Here is a 16,858-nt window from a genome sequence, read left to right on the forward strand (position 1 = left end):
TCGGTGACCGAGCCCGGCCCGGTGTCGGTGACGTCGGTGACCTCGGCGACGTCGGTGACCGAGCCCGGCCCGGTGTCGGTGCCCGCGGTGTCGGTGCCGCTGTCCGACGAGTGGCGGGGCGCCGTGCTGGTGACCGGCACGGACACCGGCGTCGGGAAGACCATCGCCACCGCCGCGATCGCGGCCGCCGCGCAGGGGGCCGGCCTGCGGGTCGCCGTGATCAAGCCGGGTCAGACCGGCACCGCCACGGACGATCCGCCCGACGCCGAGGTGATCACGCGGCTCGCGGCCCCGGATACGGTACGCACGCTTGCCTCCTTCCCCGACCCGCTGGCCCCGCTCGCCGCGGCCCGGGTCGCCGGCCTGGAGCCGATCGAGCTCTACACGGTCGTCGACGAGATCCGCGCCGAGGTCGCCCGCCACGACCTTGTCCTGATCGAGGGCGCCGGTGGCCTGCTGGTCCCGATGGGCTTGCGCCCGTCCGGCGAGCCCTGGACCGTCGCCGACCTCGCCGTCACCCTCGACGCCAAGGCCGTGGTCGTCTCCCGGGCCGGCCTCGGCACGCTCAACCACACCGCGCTCACGCTCGAAGCACTTGACCGCCGCGGCGTACCCGCAAGCATCGTCATCGGCGCCTGGCCCGCCACCCCCGAGCTGGTCCACTGGTCCAACCTCACCGACCTGATCCCCCAACTCGCAGGTGTCATCCCTGACGGCGCCGCCACCATCGACCCCGGCGTCTTCCGCCGCTCCGCCTCCGGTTGGCTCACCCCCACCCTCTACGGCGTCCTCGACGACTGGCGCACCTGGGCCGAAGAGCTCTGACCGGCTCTCCGCCCCAACCCTCAACCCAGCTCAAGCCCCGAGTGTGTGCCGGGCTCCGAGTGTGTGCCGGGTCCCGAGCGTGGGTCGGGTCCCGAGCGTGGGTCGGGTCCCGAGCATGGGCCGGATCCCGAACGTGGGAAAAGTCCGGTGGCATTGCGGCCGGCCGCCTACCGGCTCGGCGCGGCTTGAGCCGTGGGCCTGAGTCCCGCTCCCTGCGGGTTACCTACGGCGAAATGTCGGGTGGGTGGCGCCCGGCGTGGCCGGCCCTGCGGAGACGGTCCAGAGTTCGGGAACTGGCGTCCAGAGAGTGGGATCCATGATCCTTGCGTCCCTGGTGGCCCTTATTTCGGACTTGAAAGGGCCACCAGAGACGCAAGGATCATGGGTCCGCGGAAGAGCCGCCGTAGGCAAGGCTCGTGTCCTGACATGTCGGATTTGTGGGTCGCTGTGGCTGTTGAGCCGGGCCCCGGCGACGCCGGAGTGCCACGATCGACCGGTGCGCCACAGGTCTCCGGCTTCGATGCCCGCTCTTGTGAGCACCGAGGCGACACCCGCACCTCCCACCCGCCGCTGACGCGTCACCCGCGCCGCACTTCACCCTGCCACCCGCGCGCGTGACGGGGGCGGCGCGTGACGGGGGCGCGCGTGACGGGGGCAGCGCGTGACGGGGCCGCGCGTAACGGCCGCGTGTGACGGGGTCGCGCGTGACAGGGCTGCGTGTGACGGGGTCGCGCGTGACAGGGCCGCGTGTGACGGGGCCGCGTGTGACGGGGTCGCGCGTGACAGGGCCGCGTGTGACGGGGCCGCGCGTGACAGGGTCGCGTGTGACGGGGCCGCGCGTGACAGGGTCGCGCGTAACGGCCGCGTGTGACGGGGTCGCGTGTGACGGGGTCGCGTGTGACGGGGTCGCGTGTGACGGGGTCGCGCGCGACGGGGCCGCGTGTGACGGGGCCGCGTGTGACCGGGCCGCGTGTGACCGGGGCGCGCGTGTCGGGGCCGCGCGTGACGGGCCAGAGGGGGACCGGCGACGACGTGACGACGGGGCTATGTCGAGGCGAAGTGGTCGTGGTCGACGCCGATGATGACGGCCGCGCAGACCGCCGGCACGTCGCCGTCGTTGATCCATCGATGCTTTGTCCCGTTCTGGACGATCGTCTCGCCTGCCTTCAGCGTCTTCCTGGCGCCGTCGTCGAGTTCGAGGGTGAGTTCGCCGGACAGGACCACCATCAGGTCGATGCTTGCCGACTTGTGCATTCCGCCGCCTTCGGGGAAATTGCCGTCGAAGCCGTACCGTATCTGCCGCCGCGGGGTGAACGTGCCCGGTGCCGGCTCCGGCAGGGGGTCTGCGCCGTTCGGCGCCAGCGTGACCATGACGAAACGGAACCCACCGGGCTTGGGGAAGTATTCGTCCTCGCAGACCGGCTCCGCGCCGTCGTCAGGCAGGTGCACGAGCTTGTAATCGGCTCCCCAGATCTGGTGGATCGGGCCGCCGCCCCCGTCGTGCTCGAGTTCCACGTCGGAGGCGAAAGCGGCCTTGCCGTTCGCGTCGTGACCGGTGGCCACTCGTCTCACCGTCATGCTGTTCTCCCTGAAGAGTCATTCCCGCCCGATGAAGCGGAGGCACCCCTCCACTTTAATGGAGGCTCCTCCGGTTAGTCATCGAGTGCCCCGTGACGAGCGTCTCCGTGCCTGTGGCCGTCCACGGTGCGCCGGCGCCCGGCGGACCTCGACGCGTGCGCAACGGCCGTGGGGTCGGCGGGACCACGACGGGGCCGCGGCCCGCGGGAGCGTGCGGGCCGGACCACCGACCAGGTGGGAAAATTCAGCTCTTGGGGCCTATGAGGAATGTGTCAGGCATGCGGAAGGTCAGGTTGTCCGGCGACCACGGCGCCCGCAGCACCTCCACCCCGCCCAGCAGGTCGCGCGTCTCGGCCGTGACGACCTCCGCCTCCATGCGGGCCAGGCTGGCGCCGGCGCAGCGGTGGGCGCCCGCGCCGAACGCGAGGTGACGCCGGCTGCCGCGCTGGCCGGGCACGAAGTCGTCGGGCGCGGCGACGGCGGACGGGTCCCGGGCGGCGGCGGTGAGCCAGAGCAGCAGGCTGGTGCCGGCCGGGACGGGAACGTCACCGAGCGTGGTGTCGCGCGCGGCTACCCGGCGCCAGGTGACGATCGGGGTGTCGAGGCGCAGCGATTCCTCGACGATGTCGGCGGGGCGGGCGGCGGCCGGCACTGCTGTGGTGGCGAGCCTGTGCATCAGCAGCGTGAGGAACTGTGACGTGGTCTCCTGGCCGGCCACGAGCAGGAAGAACAGCGCGCCGGCGACCACGTCGAGCGGGTGACCTGCGGCGCGGAGGCGGGCGGCCAGGCCACCGCCGTGAGCGGCGAAGTCACGCAGCGTGAGGTGGAATTCGCCGACGATCGTGGCCAGGTGATTCTGCCGGTCGGTGGAGAGCGGGGCCCAGAAGAGTTCGAGCGCGGCGCGGGCGAAGCGTTTGACCGCGTCGGTCTCGGCGGCGGGCAGGTCGACCAGCCGGGCCAGGACCAGCAGTGGGAGGTCGGCGGCGAGCGTCGCGTGCAGGTCGACCGGGCGTCCACGATCAAGATCTTCACGAGCCGACACCACGCGGGTACGCACGAGCGCGGTCAGCCAGGAGCGCTGGGTCTCCACCGAGCGCGGGTGCAGCAGGTCCGCGACCTCGGCCCGGATGGCGGGATGGCTGACGCCGCCGTTGTTGGCGAGCGTGGGCGGCAGCCGGAAGCCGTGCCGGACCAGGATGCGCAGCGCACTCGCCGGGATCGGTGTGACCGCGTCGAGCGCGTTGTCCGGCCGGTACGTGTCCTGGTCCGTGAGCACGGCCCGCACCTCGGCATGCTGGGTGACAAGCAGGTGCTCGCCGCCGACGCCGTCGGCGACGAGACGGGCCGTCCCAGGCGCGGCGGGGGAGTCCCAGAGTCGAAACAGCACGGCGACCACGCTACGCCTGGCGCGGATCATGACCGCCTGGTGCGGTTTCCCTCATCCGGGCCGGAGACGCGCCGATTGTCCGATAGGCGGGAAAGGGACCGGTGGGGGGATCTGCATGTCGGCACGGCGGGTGGGCTTCGGCTACACCGTCTGGTTGGTCGTGCTCACCGTGCTCTTCTACGCGTTTCCGCAGCAGAGGATGCTGTTCTGGGTGCTGATCGGCCTCTCCGGCGTGACAGCGACCCTGGTGGGCACGTGGCTGCACCGGCCCCGGAAACGACTCCCGTGGTACCTGCTGGCCGCCTCGCTCGCGGCGTTGTGCGCGGGTGACACGTACTACAACTGGATCGTCGATGTGTCGCACGTCGCCGATCCGTTCCCGTCGTACGCGGACGCGATCTACCTCTTCGTCCCGGTGCTGCTTGCCGCCGCGCTGCTCGGGTTCATGGCCGCGCGCACTGTCGGCCGGGACCGCAACGCGCTGCTGGAGGCGCTGCTGGTGACGGCCGCGCTCGCGCTCGTGGTCTGGATCTACCTGGTCGCGCCGCTGCTCCACGACTCGGACCTGACGCTCACCGAGAAGCTGGCGTCCATCGCCAGCCCGGTCGGCGACGTGGTGTGCCTGGCCGCGCTGCTGCGGCTGCTGGCGATCGGCGGCCGGCGTCCCGCTTCCGCGAACCTGCTTGTCGTCGGCGTGCTTGCGCTGCTTATAACGGACTGCGTGTACTCGGTCGGCCTGATGTTCGGCGATTGGCAGGTCGGCGGCCCGGTCGACCTCGGCTGGGTGGTCTTCTACGGTGCGCCGGGCCTGGCCGCGCTGCAGCCGTCGATGCGGTGGCTTACCGAGCCGATGCCCAGACTCCCCGGGTACGCGTCGAAGACAAGCGCATTCCAGGGCATGATGCTGCTGGCCGTGAGCCTGGTCGGCCCCGGCATCCTGCTGATCGAGTCGCTGCGCGGGCAGACGCCTGACGTACCGCTGATCGCCTGCGTCTCGCTGCTGATCTCCCTGCTCGGTGTGGCCTGGTCCGGCGGCTCCCGCCTGCAGTTCACGGCCACGCTCAACCGGGAGTCGGCGCTGCGCGAGGCGGGTGCCCGCCTGGTGTCGGCCACCACGGTGGCGGATGTCCGCGAGGTGGTCCGCACGGCCGTGGCCCGCCTGCTGCCCCCGGAGACTCCGCACCTGGCCGTGCTCGCCGAACTTGTCGTGACCGACCACGACGCGGACGGCGAGGTCGGCGACCTGGACCGGGAGGTGCTGCCGCCCGGCCGGCGACCGTGGCTTGCGGGCCCGGCCGCGCTGCTCGTGCCCGACCTGGCCCGCTTCGACCGGGTGCTGTGCTGCCCGCTCGGCGTGGACCGCGGCATGCTCTACCTGGGCGCGGCGGAGGAGCAGTTGCGGCTGCTCGCCGGCTCGATGGAGGTGCTGGCCTCGCAGACCGGCCTGGCGCTGGCCCGGATAGCGCTGAACGAGGAGGTCAACCGCGCGCAGAGCGAGGCCTACTTCCGGACGCTGATCATGCACACCTCGGACGTCATCCTGATCGCCGCCCAGGACGACACCATCCGGTACGCCAGCCCGTCCGCGACCACTGTGCTGAACCTGCCGGAGCTGATCGGCGCCACGCTCGACACAGTGATCGATCCGGCCGACCGCACCCGGTTCCGCCACATGCTCGCGCAGGCCCGCGCCGGGGTGGGCCGGCACGACGGCATGGACTTCACCGCGGTCCGCGGCGACGGCGCCCGCGTGCAGATCGAACTCGACTGCCGCGACCTGCGCGACGAGCCGACCGTGGACGGCCTGGTCCTGACGCTGCGTGACGTCACCGAGCGCCGCAAGCTGGAACGCGAACTGACCCACCAGGCGCTTCACGACTCGCTTACCGGCCTGGCGAACCGCGCGCTCTTCACCGACCGTGCCCAGCACGCGGCCGCCCGGGCCGGCAGGGACGGCGAACTGGTAGGCGTGCTGCTGATCGACCTGAACGGCTTCCGCCTGATCAACGAGGCGCTCGGCCACACCGTCGGCGACCAGCTGCTTGTCGGCGTGGCGGCACGGTTGACCGAGGTGCTGCGGCCCGGCGACACAGTGGCCCGGCTGGGCGCGGACGAGTTCGCCGCGCTGATCGAGGACGTCAGCCACATCACCGAGCTTGAGGAGATCGCCGGCCGGGTCACCGAGGCGCTGTCCGCGCCGTTTACAGTCGAGGGCGAGCACATCGGCGGCGTCGCAAGCGTCGGCGTGTCCACCACCGCGGAGGCCCGGGACGCGAAGGAGCTGCTCCGCCAGGCCGACCTTGCACTCAACGTGGCGAAGGCAGCCGGCCGCGGGCAGTGGCGCCGGTACCAGGCCGAGGTGCACTCCGCGCTTGTCGCCCGCCTGGAACTGCGGGCCGCGCTCGAGCAGGCGGTCAGCGGCGGCCACTTCGTCCTGCAGTACCAGCCGATCGTGGACCTGCTCACCGACGAAGCGGCCGGGTTCGAGGCACTGGTCCGGTGGAAGCACCCCACCCGCGGCGTCATCCCGCCCGACCAGTTCATCAACCTCGCCGAGGAGACCGGCCTGATCGTGCCGATCGGGCACTGGGTGCTTGAGGAGGCGCTGCGCTCCGCCGAACGCTGGAACCGGCTGGTGCCCTCCGACCGCCCCCGCTACGTGAGCGTGAACGTGTCGGCGCGCCAGTTCCGGCACCCCGGCTTCATGGACTCGGTGCGGCAGGTGCTTGCGGACTCCGGCGTACCCCCGCGGGCTCTGCTTTTGGAGATCACGGAGAGCCTGCTGCTGCGCGAGGACGAGCAGGTGTGGGCCGACATGGCAGCACTGCGCCAGACGGGGGTACGGATCGCGATCGACGACTTCGGCACCGGCTACTCGTCGCTGAGCTACCTCCGGCACATGCCGATCGACGTGTTGAAGATCGACAAGTCGTTCATCGACGACATGGTGCACAGCCGCAAACAGCGCGCCCTGGTGGCCGCGATCGTGCAGCTCGCGGACACCCTCGACCTGCGGGTGATCGCCGAGGGCATCGAGGAGCCCGTGCACCGCGAGATGCTCGCGAGCATGGGATGTCCCTACGGGCAGGGATATCTGTTCTCACGGCCGGTGAACGCGGCGGAGATCTACGGGTGGCTCGCTACCCGGGGGAAGCCGGCGAACACGACCGCCTGAGATCCTTCCCAGGAAAAGCACCCGCCCGGCTGCCCGCGGGGGGAGCGGTCGAAGCCGGGCGGTGCGGCATGGGAGACGGTGCCGAGGATCTGGGGCCAGGTCCCCTCGCGGGGTAATCCTCCCGGTCCGTACTCGGGGTGTTGGACGGACACGCGGGCGGATCCGGCTACTTGTCGCGACCGGCTCCGGTGACCGCGGGGCGGCACCTCGTCTTCGTGCTGCCCACCACGCTATGCACTCCACCCCCGTGCCGAATCGGGGAAAACCCTTGCGGTCAGTGGTTTCCCGCGCCGGCCGTCGGTGCGGCTGTCGGTGCGGCCGTCCGTTGCCGGCTGTGGGGGCAGAATCGGGCGTCGTCGAAGGGGCGGTGGCTGTGCAGCTCGGCGAGACGTTGCGGGGCTGGCGGCCCGGCTGAACATCCCGGTGCCGGACGGCCTCTGGCCGGACCTGGTGGAGGCCGCGACCTTCACCCGCATGCGCGACCTCCCCTTACGTAGCCGCACCGCCATCTTCCGCGAAGGCCGCTCCGGCGGCGGGGCTGCGCTCGTGACGGCGACGGACCTCGCCCACTTCCAGGGTCGGGTCCGCGCCCTGGCCCGGCGGACCTGGGGGAGTGGCTGCTGCGCTGATCCGGCAGGGTGAGGCCCGTGCGCTCCCGCCGGGCCGCGGTCGCCACGTGCCCGGCGGCGGCATGCACGCCTGAGGCAGCGGGGACCACCTGCTCCGGCGTCAGGCCGTCACGAGCCTGAGGCGCGTCTCCACGACCACCTCATCGAGCTTCTCGAGGGTGGCGATGAGTTCCGCGGCCTGCGCCCGCAGCCGGGTCCGCTCCTCCTCCAGGCGTGCGACCATGGCCGGCGTCGTCATCCCGGTGTCGGCGCAGGGCAGGATCTCCGCGACGTGCCGGGCGGGAACACCCGCGGCGAACAGCAGCTGAATGGTCCGGACCCGGTTCACCGCGCCGTCGTCGTACTCCCGGTGCCCTCCACTTGTGCGCGTCTCCCGCAGCAGTGACAGCTCGCCGTACCAGCGCAGCGACCTTTGGCTCACCCCGGTCACCCGGGCCAGTTCACCGATCCGCACGATCTGGTACCTCCGTGGCACACGTCTCACGACAAGGAGTTGAAACTGACATATATGTCAGATCCTACGGTCGGATCATGAGAATCGAAAACTCCACCGCACTGGTCACCGGCGCCAACCGCGGGCTGGGTCGCGAGTTCACCCGCCAGCTGCTCATGCGCGGCGCCGGCCGGGTCTATGCCACCGCCCGCAACCCGCGCTCGATCGACATCGCCGGAGTCGTACCGCTCGAGTTGGACGTCACGGATGCCGCCAGCGTGGAAGCTGCGGTCCGTGCGGCTCCCGACGTCGACCTGCTGATCAACAACGCCGGAATCGCCACCCTGCAGCCTGTGCTCACCGGAGACCTCGACACCATCCGGCGGGACGTCGAGACCAACGTCTTCGGCATGCTCCAGGTGACCCGCGGATTCGCCCCCACGCTCGGCCGCAACGGTGGCGGCGCCATCGTCACGGTGCTGTCAGCCGCCTCCTGGTACGCCGTACCCGGCAATGCCGCCTACTCGGTGAGCAAGGCCGCCGCCTGGAACCTGAACAACGCCTTCCGTGTCGAGCTCGCCGACCAGCACACCCAGGTCCTGGGCGCCCACGTCGGCCTGGTCGACACCGACATGAGCGCGGGGTGGGACTTCGCCAAGATCAGTGCCGAGGAGTTCGTGACCACCGTGCTGGACGGGCTGGCCGCCGGCGAGATCGAGGTCGTTGCCGACGACCTTGCGCGACGCGCCAAGGCCGCGCTGTCCGGCCCCCCTACGACCTTGAGCCTCTAGCTCGCCGACCAACATGCCGCGGGTCAACCAGCGCAGTTGACGGCGGCAAGTAATTGATCGGTCCGAAATGATGCAGTTCCGACTCCGGCTAATCGATTCGGAGTTCCATCGAAAGAATCATCGATATCTGACCGATCATGGCGAAGCTTTCACCCGGACTCGGATCTTCGCGGAGACTGCTGACACTCGGAAGGTTTGATACTGGGCAAGCAAAAGGCCCCATCTTCAGCGATGAAGATGGGGCCTGACGTGGTGGGCGATACTGGGATTGAACCAGTGACCTCTTCCGTGTCAAGGAAGCGCGCTCCCACTGCGCCAATCGCCCTAGGCAAAACTACTGCCGAGGTGGAGACGGGATTTGAACCCGTGTACACGGCTTTGCAGGCCGTTGCCTCGCCTCTCGGCCACTCCACCGAGGTGACCCCCGTGTTGGTGGCGGCCTTCTCCGAGCGGACGACGGGATTCGAACCCGCGACCCTCACCTTGGCAAGGTGATGCGCTACCAGCTGCGCTACGTCCGCGTACTGCTTACTTCTTTGTCCGCTAAGTCCCGTTTCCGTTCCTCGCTGACGAAGAGAACTTTAGCGGACCGTCACGCCCGCGCCAAATCAGGGTCCCCCCGCGCGTCGCGGCGGGGGGACCGGGGAGTGGGGGGTCAGCCGCCGAGCAGGGACAACGCCTCGGCGGCGCCGCGGTGCAGGGGGACGGGGGCGGTATTGCGGGCGTTGGAGACGGCCAGTTCGGCGGCGGCGGGGGAGGCCTGGGCGATCTGGTCCTTGCGGTCGAAGAGGGCCTTGGTGAGGGCGCAGGCGACGTTGGCGTCGAGGTCGTTCTTAACAAGCAGGTAGTTGGGGACGACGATGGTCGGCACGTCGGCCGGCAGCCGGTACGCCGAGGCCGGGATCGCGCCCTGCTCGTAGACCGGGTTGAACTGGCGCATGGCGGGGAGCAGCGGGGTGATGTCGAGGAAGCTGATCGACGACGCGGAGGTGGTGAACAGGTCGGTGAGGTTGGGGGTGGGCAAGCCGCCGGACCAGAAGAAGCCGTCGATGCTGCCGTCCTTGATGCCGTCGATCGTTTTGGTGAGGTCGAGGCGCTGGGCCTGGATGTCGGTCTCGGCGTTGAGGCCTGCGGCTTTGAGCAGGCGGTTCGCGATCACCTCGGTGCCGGACTTGGGGGAGCCGGTGGAGATGCGTTTGCCGCGCATCGAGGCGACGTCGGTGATGCCGGCTGAGGTGCGCACGATGACCTGCGTGTAGTTCGTGTGAATGCGGGCGAGCGCGGCGACGGGTTGCGGAGCGGTGAACGAACCCGTGCCGTTGACCGCGTCGGCGGCGGTGTCGGCGAGCGAGAACGCGACCGCGTACGTACCCGCGACGAGTTGCTGGATGTTCTGGACGGACGCCCCGGTCTCGGCGGCGGTCGCCTTGACGGTGCCGCCGGTCGCGGTCGCGACCTGCTCGGCGAACGCGTTTCCCATCGTGTAGTAGACGCCGCCGACGTTGCCGGTGGCGATGCCGACCCGGGTCTCGCCGCTCACCTGGCAGGTCACGTCGCCGCCGGTGTCGGTGTCGGCGGTGTCCTGCCGGCCCCCGCATCCGCTCACCGCCCCGGCGGCAAGTACAAAGACAAGACCAACAGCTCCGAGGGTACGCATTACGCCTCAACTCCCCGTTCGGACGATTCGGACATCGGTGCGGCGGACGACTCACCCGACGCCGCAGAAGGCGCCACAGAAGGCGCCACAGAAGGCGCCACAGAAGGCGCCACAGTGGGCGACGTGGAAGATGCCGTGGAGGACGCGCGGGCCGAGATCAGCGTGAGCGCCACCGCGGCTGCCACAAGCGCCGATCCGCCCGCGATCCCCACCGGGTCGAGGTAGAGCAGCAGCAGCCCGCCCAGTGCGGCGCAGACCCGCGCGGGCGTCCCCGCCTCTCCGACGCCAAGCACCCACCCGCCGGTAGCGATCGCCAGCGCGCCCACCCCGGCCATCGCGGCGGCGGTGGCCCACGCGATGTCGAGCACGGGACCGCGTCCGAGCAGGTACGACCCGGCCGGCGTCAGCACGAACGCGATCGGTGCCAGGAACGCGGGCAGCGCGTACCGCAGCGCCTGCCACATGGTCGGCACGATCCGCCCGCCGGTGATCGAGGCGGCGCCCACGGCGGCGAGCGCGGTCGGCGGCGTGACCTCGGACAGCACCGAGTAGTAGAAGACGAACATCGCGACGGCGGGTCCGGGCACACCCAGATCCAGCAGTGCCGGCCCGACGATGACCCAGCCGATGATGAACGACGCGGTTACCGGCACCGCGAGGCCGAGCAGGCTCAGCGCCACCGCGGCCGCGAGCACGGTGAGCGCCAGCACCACCTGCGGGTTGTCGGACAGCGCCCGCGCGCCCCTGATCAGCAGCGACGCCAGCTGCGTACCCAATCCGGTCTTGGTGGTGGTGGCGGTGATGATCCCGGCGGCGGCGCAGACGGCGGCGACGGGCAGCACACCGCGGGTGCCGGCGGCGAGCGCGGCGGCGGTGGAGGAGAGGGTGGGCCGGGTCCGCCGGTCGAGGAACGCCAGCGCGAACGCGAGAAGCGTGGCGTAGACGACGGCCCGGGTGGCGCTGACGCCGACCGCGAGCAGCGCCACGATCACGATCAACGACGAGAAGTGGTAGCCGAAGCGCGCAAGCAGCCGCCACGGCGAGCCGGCCTCCGGCGAGACCTGTCGCGTGCAGAGCTTCCGCGCGTCGATCTCGACCGCGAGCAGGATGCCCAGGTAGTACAGGATCGTCGGGATGGTGGCCCAGCCGAGCACGATCAGGTAGGAGACGCCGAGGTACTCCGCGACGATGAACGCGGCCGCGCCGAGCGTGGGCGGGGACAGGATCGCGCCGACGCCTGCCGCGGCGAGCATGCCGCCGGCGCGTTCCGCGGGATATCCGGCGCGGCGAAGAATCGGCCAGGTGACCGCGCCGACGCTTACCGCGGTGGCGGTGCCGGAGCCGGAGACGGTGCCGAGCAGGAATCCGGCGGTGACCGCGGTGCGGCCGGCGGCGCTTCGGGAGCGGCGGAACGCGGCGACGGACAGGTCGACGAAGAACCGGCCCGCGCCGGAGAGGTCGAGCACCGCGCCGTAGATGGTGAACAGCACGATGTAGGTGGCCGCGACGTCAAGCGGCGTGCCGTAGAAACCGCTGCCGGAGTTGTAGAGCGCGTCCACGATCTGCGAGAAGTCCAGCCCCGCGTGGGCGACGGACCAGTCCTGCGGCAGCAGCCCGCCGTAGTAGCCGTAGGCGAGGAAGGCCAGGCACACCAACGGCAACACCCATCCGGTGGTACGCCGTGCGGCCTCCAGAACCAGGAGCAGCAGGAACGCGCCGAGCAGCACGTCGACCGGGTCGAGCAGGCCCTGCCGATCGAGGAATCCGTCGTAGCCGCCGCGGAACGGCAGCACCGGGTAGAGGCAGACGGCGGCGGTGAGTACGGCGAGCGCCCAGTCCGCGAGCGCGGGACGGTCGCCGCCGCCCAGCACGGGCAGGCGTGCGCCGGACCGGTAGGCGAGGAAGACCAGCGGCAGTGCGCCGGCCAGGAAGAAGATCAGGTAGTACTGGCTGCCCTGTGGCAACGGCCGGAAGACCTGCCAGAGCGCGAGCAGCGTGATCGTCAGCGCGACGCCGCCGACGATGCGCGCGACGCCGCCGGTGAGCTCGCGGGAGGGCCGTTCCTCGTCGTCGTAAACGGGCTCGGGGACGTCCACCGTACGCGTGGCCCGGGCTGCACCGTCCAACATGATCGGACTTTACCGCGCTATTTTCCGTTTGTAACGGTCAATCCGCGACGTCAATTCTCGACCGTGGTAATCCCATCGTGGGAATTTGCAACTTCGAGTCGTCCGAAAGCGACTTCGCGCTCATATGAGTGACGCAACCAGGGCATCCGTGAACTGGTATTCATCGGCTACGGTGTGTTTCGTGACCAGACGCCTTGCCGAGGTACGGCTCGACGCACTCCTGCGTACTGCCTGTGATGTCATCGCCGAACGCGGCCTCGCTAACACGCGGACCGCCGATGTCGCACGCGCCGCCGGCGTGAGTCAGGCGCTGGTCTTCTACCATTTCGCCACAAAAGAACGCTTGCTCGCTCAGGCATTCGCCTATGCGACGGAGCAGGACCTTCAGAAGCTCGACGCGATCCTCAAATCGCCCGGTTCTCCGCTCGACCGGCTGCGCAAGCTGCTGCGGCACTACACGCCGACCACGCGCGTCAAGGCCTGGACGATGTGGATAGACGGCTGGGCCGAGGCGCCGCGCGTGCCCGAGCTGGAGAAGATCTCCCGCCGCCGGGTGCTCCGCTGGCGTGAGGCGCTGCGCGACGTCATCTCCGACGGCGTGCGGGACGGCTCCTTCGAGTGTGCGGACGCGGAGGCGGCGGCCTGGCGGATCGCGTCGCTCATCGACGGCCTCGCCATCCAGTCCTCAGCCCATCCGCGAATAATCGCCCGCACGGCGATCGGCGGCTGGGTCAGCGAGGCGGTCTCCCGCGAACTGTCCCTCAAGCCGGAGCAGGTCGCCTGAGTGACAGGACATTCCGGCGAGCGCGGGCCGGACGGGTAGGTAACCGGCAGCCGAAGTGGCGACATCGCTCCTGCCTGGGATAACGATGGAGCGGTGACCCTCACTCGTACCCGCAGAGGCGTGGTGGTGGCCTGTTCCGCAGCCGTCGTCGTGATGCTTGCCGCGGTGATCGGGCTCGCGATGATCAACCGGCCGGGCGACGAACCGGCGGTGGCGGAGACGCCGTGGGAGTCCGCCGGGCCGGCCGTGCTCGCCGCGCCTCCGGACGGAGCGTTTCGGCATCCGGGCGTGCTGATCGGGGCGGACGAGCTGGCCCGGATCAAGGAGCGGGTCGACGCGGGGACGGAGCCGTGGGCGTCCGCCTTCGCGCAGATGGCCGGCACCCGGTACGGCAAGGCGGACTGGCAGCCGCGGCCGCGCGCGGTGGTGGAGTGCGGGCCGTACTCGGATCCGGATCTGGGGTGCACCGAGGAGGCGGAGGACGGCGTCGCGGCGTACACGCAGGCGTTGCTCTGGAATCTGACAGGCGACCGGGCGCATGCGCAGGCCGCGATCCGGATCATCGACGCGTGGGCGGCGGTGCTGGAGAGCCACACGAACGTCAACGGGCCGCTGCAGTCGGCCTGGTCCGCGGTGCCGATGGTGCGCGCGGCCGAACTGATCCGCTACAGCTACGACGGCTGGGATCCGGCGCCGGCCGAGGCGATGTTCCGCGACGTCTACCTGCCCGAGGTGATCGGCGGCGCGACCTGGACGAACGGCAACTGGGAACTGATCATGATGGAGGCGGCGACCGGGATCGCGGTGTTCCTGGACGACCGGGCCTCGTTCGACCGGGCGGTGGCGCGGTTCCGGGAGCGGGTCAAGGCCTACATCTACCTGACGAGCGACGGGCCGCTGCCGGTCGCGCCGCCCGGTGAGACGGACGTGCCGGAGGGGCGGCTGATCGGCTACTGGCAGGGGCAGGAGACGTTCGTGGACGGGCTCACGCAGGAGACCTGCCGCGACTTCGGGCACACCGGCTGGGGGCTGTCCGCGGCGTCGCACGTGGCGGAGACCGCGCGGCTGCAGGGGCTTGACCTGTGGTCGGAGATCCAGCCGCGGATGGTGGCCGCGCTGGAACTGCACATGCCGTACGCGCTTGGCGAGAAGGCGCCGTCCTGGCTCTGCGACGGCGAGCCGGACACCGAGTCGTACGCGCCGCTGCCGGAGGCGGCCCGCCATCACCTGGTCGACCGCCTCGGGCTCGACCTGCCGGGCACCACTGCCTATGTCCGGAAATACCGCCCGGCGGAGGCGGCCTACTTCTTCGCCTGGGAGACCGTGACCCACGGCGGGTGATTCACGAGCAGATCACGCAGCCGGTGTACGGCCGGGTTCGTACTGTCGCCCAGGAACGCCAACCCCCACGATGAGCTTATGACGGATGTGACTGTGGTGGGCGGCGGCGTGATCGGGCTGACGGCCGCGCGGCGGCTGCACGAGGCCGGCGCGCGGGTGACGGTGATCGCGGCGGATCCGCCGGAGGACACGGTGTCGGCGGTGGCGGCCGCGGTCTGGTACCCGGCGCACCAGGAGGCGGATCCGCGTGTGCTGCGCTGGTCCGCGGCCGCGTACCAGGAGTTCACCCGGCAGGCGCACGACGGCGTGCCGGGCGTGCTGCTGCGCCGGACGCGGATGCTGCTGTCCACTGTGCCCTGGTGGGCGGCCGCGGCAGGCGACGTGACGCTCCTCGACGACGAGCTGCGCTTCACCGCCCCTTTAGTGGAGATGCCGGTATATCTCGCCTGGCTGGCCCGCGGTCTGACGATCGAGCGCCGCCGCATTTCCGCCCTCGACGAGCTGCCCGGCCTCGTGGTCAACGCGACCGGCCTGGCCGCCCGCGAGCTGGCCGGCGACGACGCGGTGGAACCGGCCCGCGGCCAGATCGTGCTTGTGGAGAACCCGGGCCTGGACGTCTCGATCCGCGACGAGTCCCGATCCCTCTACATTCACCCACGCAGCCGAGACGTGGTGCTGGGCGGCACGTTCGAGCAGGGACGCGGCGATCTGACAGCCGACCCGGCGGGGGCGGAGGCGATCAGGGCGCGGTGCGTCGAGGTGGAGCCCCGGCTGGCGGGCGCCCGGGTGCTCGGCTCGCTCATCGGGCTGCGACCCACCCGGCGCGGCGGGCCCCGCCTGGAACGGCAGGGAAACATCATCCACTGCTACGGCCACGGCGGCGCCGGGATGACCATGTCCTGGGGCTGCGCGGACGACGTCATGGAGCTGGCTCTCAGAGTATCCTGACGATTTCCCCAGGCAGGGCGGTCGATGCAGGTGGCGACTCCGACGATCAGCATCCGTGACGTGGCGACCCGGGCGGGCGTGTCAGTCGGCACCGTCTCCAATGTGCTCAATCGTCCGGACATCGTCGCACCGACCACGCGCACCCGGGTGCTTGACGCGATCACCGCGCTCGGCTTCGTACCGAACGAGTCGGCCCGCCAGCTGCGCCGCGGCCGTGGCCGCACGCTCGGACTGGTCGTGCTCGACGTGGCCAACCCGTTCTTCACCGACGTGGCGAAGGGCGTGGAGGACGCGACCGGCCCGGCCGGCCTCCCGGTGATCTTCTGCAACTCGGACGGCGACGCGGCGAAGGAGTCCGCCTACCTCGACCTGCTTGAGGAACAGCGGGTGCAGGGTGTGCTGATCACGCCGGTCGACGACACCAGCGCCCGGCTGCTGCGGCTGCGCGAGCGCGGCGTGCTTGTCGTGCTGCTCGACCGGGTGTCGCCGCGCGCGGAGATCTGCTCCGTCTCGGTCAACGACGTGCACGGCGGCGAACAGGCGCTCCGGCACCTGATCGAGATGGGCCACAGGCGGGTCGCGTTCGTCGGCGGCCCGTGGGGGCTGCCGCAGGTCCGCGACAGATACCGGGGCGGCGTGCGGGCGCTTGCCGAGGCCGGGCTGCCGGAGGAGTCGCTGCGCCGCTGCGAGACGCCGAGCCCGACAGTGGCCGCCGGGCGGGACGCGGCCGCCCGCCTCCTCGGGCTGCCCAAGGGGACGCGCGCGACCGCGGTGTTCTGCGCGAACGACCTGCTCGCGCTGGGCATGCTTCAAGGACTGACCATGCAGCGGGTACGGGTGCCGGAAGAGATCGCGCTGGTCGGGTACGACGACATCGACTTCGCGGCCGCGGCGGCGGTGCCGATCACCTCGGTCCGCCAGCCCCGCCAGCGACTCGGCCGGGCCGCCGCGGAGCTGCTGCTCGACGAGGCCGCCGATCCGCGGACGCACATCCACCGCCAGGTGATCTTCGAGCCGGAGCTTGTCGTACGCGAATCGAGCCAGTTCACCCGCGGATCCGGGACGGCGTAATCGCAGGATCAACGAGTAAGCTGGGGGCAGCTCCCAGATCGCCGGCACGTGCCCAGAAGGCCAGGTCGGCCGGTAAGCGCCGGAAACATCGGCTCCGCCGGACGTCTGCG

The 16,858-nt window shown here is 70.8% G+C and carries 12 protein-coding genes and 3 tRNA genes; 7 read left to right on the plus strand and 8 right to left on the minus strand.

Annotated elements, in window-relative coordinates:
* Window positions 1-123: 123 nt before the first annotated feature.
* Window positions 124-825 (plus strand): dethiobiotin synthase, encoded by a 702-nt coding sequence (gene bioD / locus ACIA8K_RS22075; RefSeq protein WP_396062245.1) that lies wholly within the window; start codon window positions 124-126, stop codon window positions 823-825.
* A 1,044-nt stretch (window positions 826-1,869) separates the two neighbouring features.
* Here the strand turns inward: bioD and ACIA8K_RS22080 are convergent.
* Window positions 1,870-2,403, minus strand: a complete 534-nt coding sequence (locus tag ACIA8K_RS22080; RefSeq protein ID WP_396062069.1) for a cupin domain-containing protein — start codon at window positions 2,401-2,403, stop codon at window positions 1,870-1,872.
* A 244-nt stretch (window positions 2,404-2,647) separates the two neighbouring features.
* The gene (locus ACIA8K_RS22085) at window positions 2,648-3,820 is read right to left on the minus strand and encodes a cytochrome P450 (RefSeq protein ID WP_396062071.1); all 1,173 of its coding nucleotides are present in this window, start codon (window positions 3,818-3,820) and stop codon (window positions 2,648-2,650) included.
* 85 nt (window positions 3,821-3,905) lie between these two features.
* On the opposite strand from ACIA8K_RS22085, the gene ACIA8K_RS22090 reads away from it, so the two are divergent.
* A complete protein-coding gene (locus tag ACIA8K_RS22090; RefSeq protein WP_396062073.1) occupies window positions 3,906-6,965 on the plus strand; it encodes a putative bifunctional diguanylate cyclase/phosphodiesterase in 3,060 nt (1,019 codons plus the stop codon).
* Between the two features lie 729 nt (window positions 6,966-7,694).
* Here ACIA8K_RS22090 and ACIA8K_RS22095 read toward each other — a convergent pair.
* Window positions 7,695-8,078, minus strand: a complete 384-nt coding sequence (locus ACIA8K_RS22095; RefSeq protein ID WP_396062075.1) for a MerR family transcriptional regulator — start codon at window positions 8,076-8,078, stop codon at window positions 7,695-7,697.
* A 47-nt stretch (window positions 8,079-8,125) separates the two neighbouring features.
* On the opposite strand from ACIA8K_RS22095, the gene ACIA8K_RS22100 reads away from it, so the two are divergent.
* The gene (locus tag ACIA8K_RS22100) at window positions 8,126-8,818 is read left to right on the plus strand and encodes an SDR family oxidoreductase (protein ID WP_396062077.1); all 693 of its coding nucleotides are present in this window, start codon (window positions 8,126-8,128) and stop codon (window positions 8,816-8,818) included.
* A 250-nt stretch (window positions 8,819-9,068) separates the two neighbouring features.
* Here the strand turns inward: ACIA8K_RS22100 and ACIA8K_RS22105 are convergent.
* The 5 genes from ACIA8K_RS22105 to ACIA8K_RS22125 form a co-directional block, all read right to left on the minus strand.
* Window positions 9,069-9,143, minus strand: a tRNA-Val gene (locus ACIA8K_RS22105).
* Window positions 9,144-9,161: 18 nt separating this feature from the next.
* A tRNA-Cys gene (locus ACIA8K_RS22110) sits at window positions 9,162-9,232 on the minus strand.
* Window positions 9,233-9,266: 34 nt separating this feature from the next.
* Window positions 9,267-9,339 (minus strand) — tRNA-Gly (locus ACIA8K_RS22115).
* Window positions 9,340-9,473: 134 nt separating this feature from the next.
* The gene (locus ACIA8K_RS22120) at window positions 9,474-10,475 is read right to left on the minus strand and encodes a TAXI family TRAP transporter solute-binding subunit (protein WP_396062079.1); all 1,002 of its coding nucleotides are present in this window, start codon (window positions 10,473-10,475) and stop codon (window positions 9,474-9,476) included.
* A complete protein-coding gene (locus tag ACIA8K_RS22125) occupies window positions 10,475-12,604 on the minus strand; it encodes a TRAP transporter permease (protein WP_396062081.1) in 2,130 nt (709 codons plus the stop codon). Before ACIA8K_RS22125 ends, ACIA8K_RS22120 begins: the two co-directional genes overlap by 1 nt.
* A 181-nt stretch (window positions 12,605-12,785) precedes the next feature.
* Here ACIA8K_RS22125 and ACIA8K_RS22130 point away from each other — a divergent pair, with 181 nt between their 5' ends.
* From ACIA8K_RS22130 to ACIA8K_RS22145, 4 genes are all read left to right on the plus strand, one after another.
* Window positions 12,786-13,388 (plus strand): TetR/AcrR family transcriptional regulator, encoded by a 603-nt coding sequence (locus ACIA8K_RS22130; RefSeq protein ID WP_396062083.1) that lies wholly within the window; start codon window positions 12,786-12,788, stop codon window positions 13,386-13,388.
* Window positions 13,389-13,481: 93 nt separating this feature from the next.
* Complete coding sequence (locus ACIA8K_RS22135) at window positions 13,482-14,729, plus strand: alginate lyase family protein (RefSeq protein WP_396062085.1); 1,248 nt, start codon at window positions 13,482-13,484, stop codon at window positions 14,727-14,729.
* 78 nt (window positions 14,730-14,807) lie between these two features.
* The gene (locus ACIA8K_RS22140) at window positions 14,808-15,677 is read left to right on the plus strand and encodes an FAD-dependent oxidoreductase (RefSeq protein ID WP_396062087.1); all 870 of its coding nucleotides are present in this window, start codon (window positions 14,808-14,810) and stop codon (window positions 15,675-15,677) included.
* Between the two features lie 24 nt (window positions 15,678-15,701).
* Window positions 15,702-16,748: a LacI family DNA-binding transcriptional regulator gene (locus ACIA8K_RS22145; RefSeq protein ID WP_396062089.1), complete on the plus strand. Its 1,047-nt coding sequence runs from the start codon at window positions 15,702-15,704 to the stop codon at window positions 16,746-16,748.
* The last annotated feature ends 110 nt before the right edge of the window (window positions 16,749-16,858 follow it).

Origin of the sequence: Catenuloplanes sp. NPDC051500, assembly GCF_044454585.1 — a bacterium.
Lineage (GTDB): Bacteria > Actinomycetota > Actinomycetes > Mycobacteriales > Micromonosporaceae > Catenuloplanes.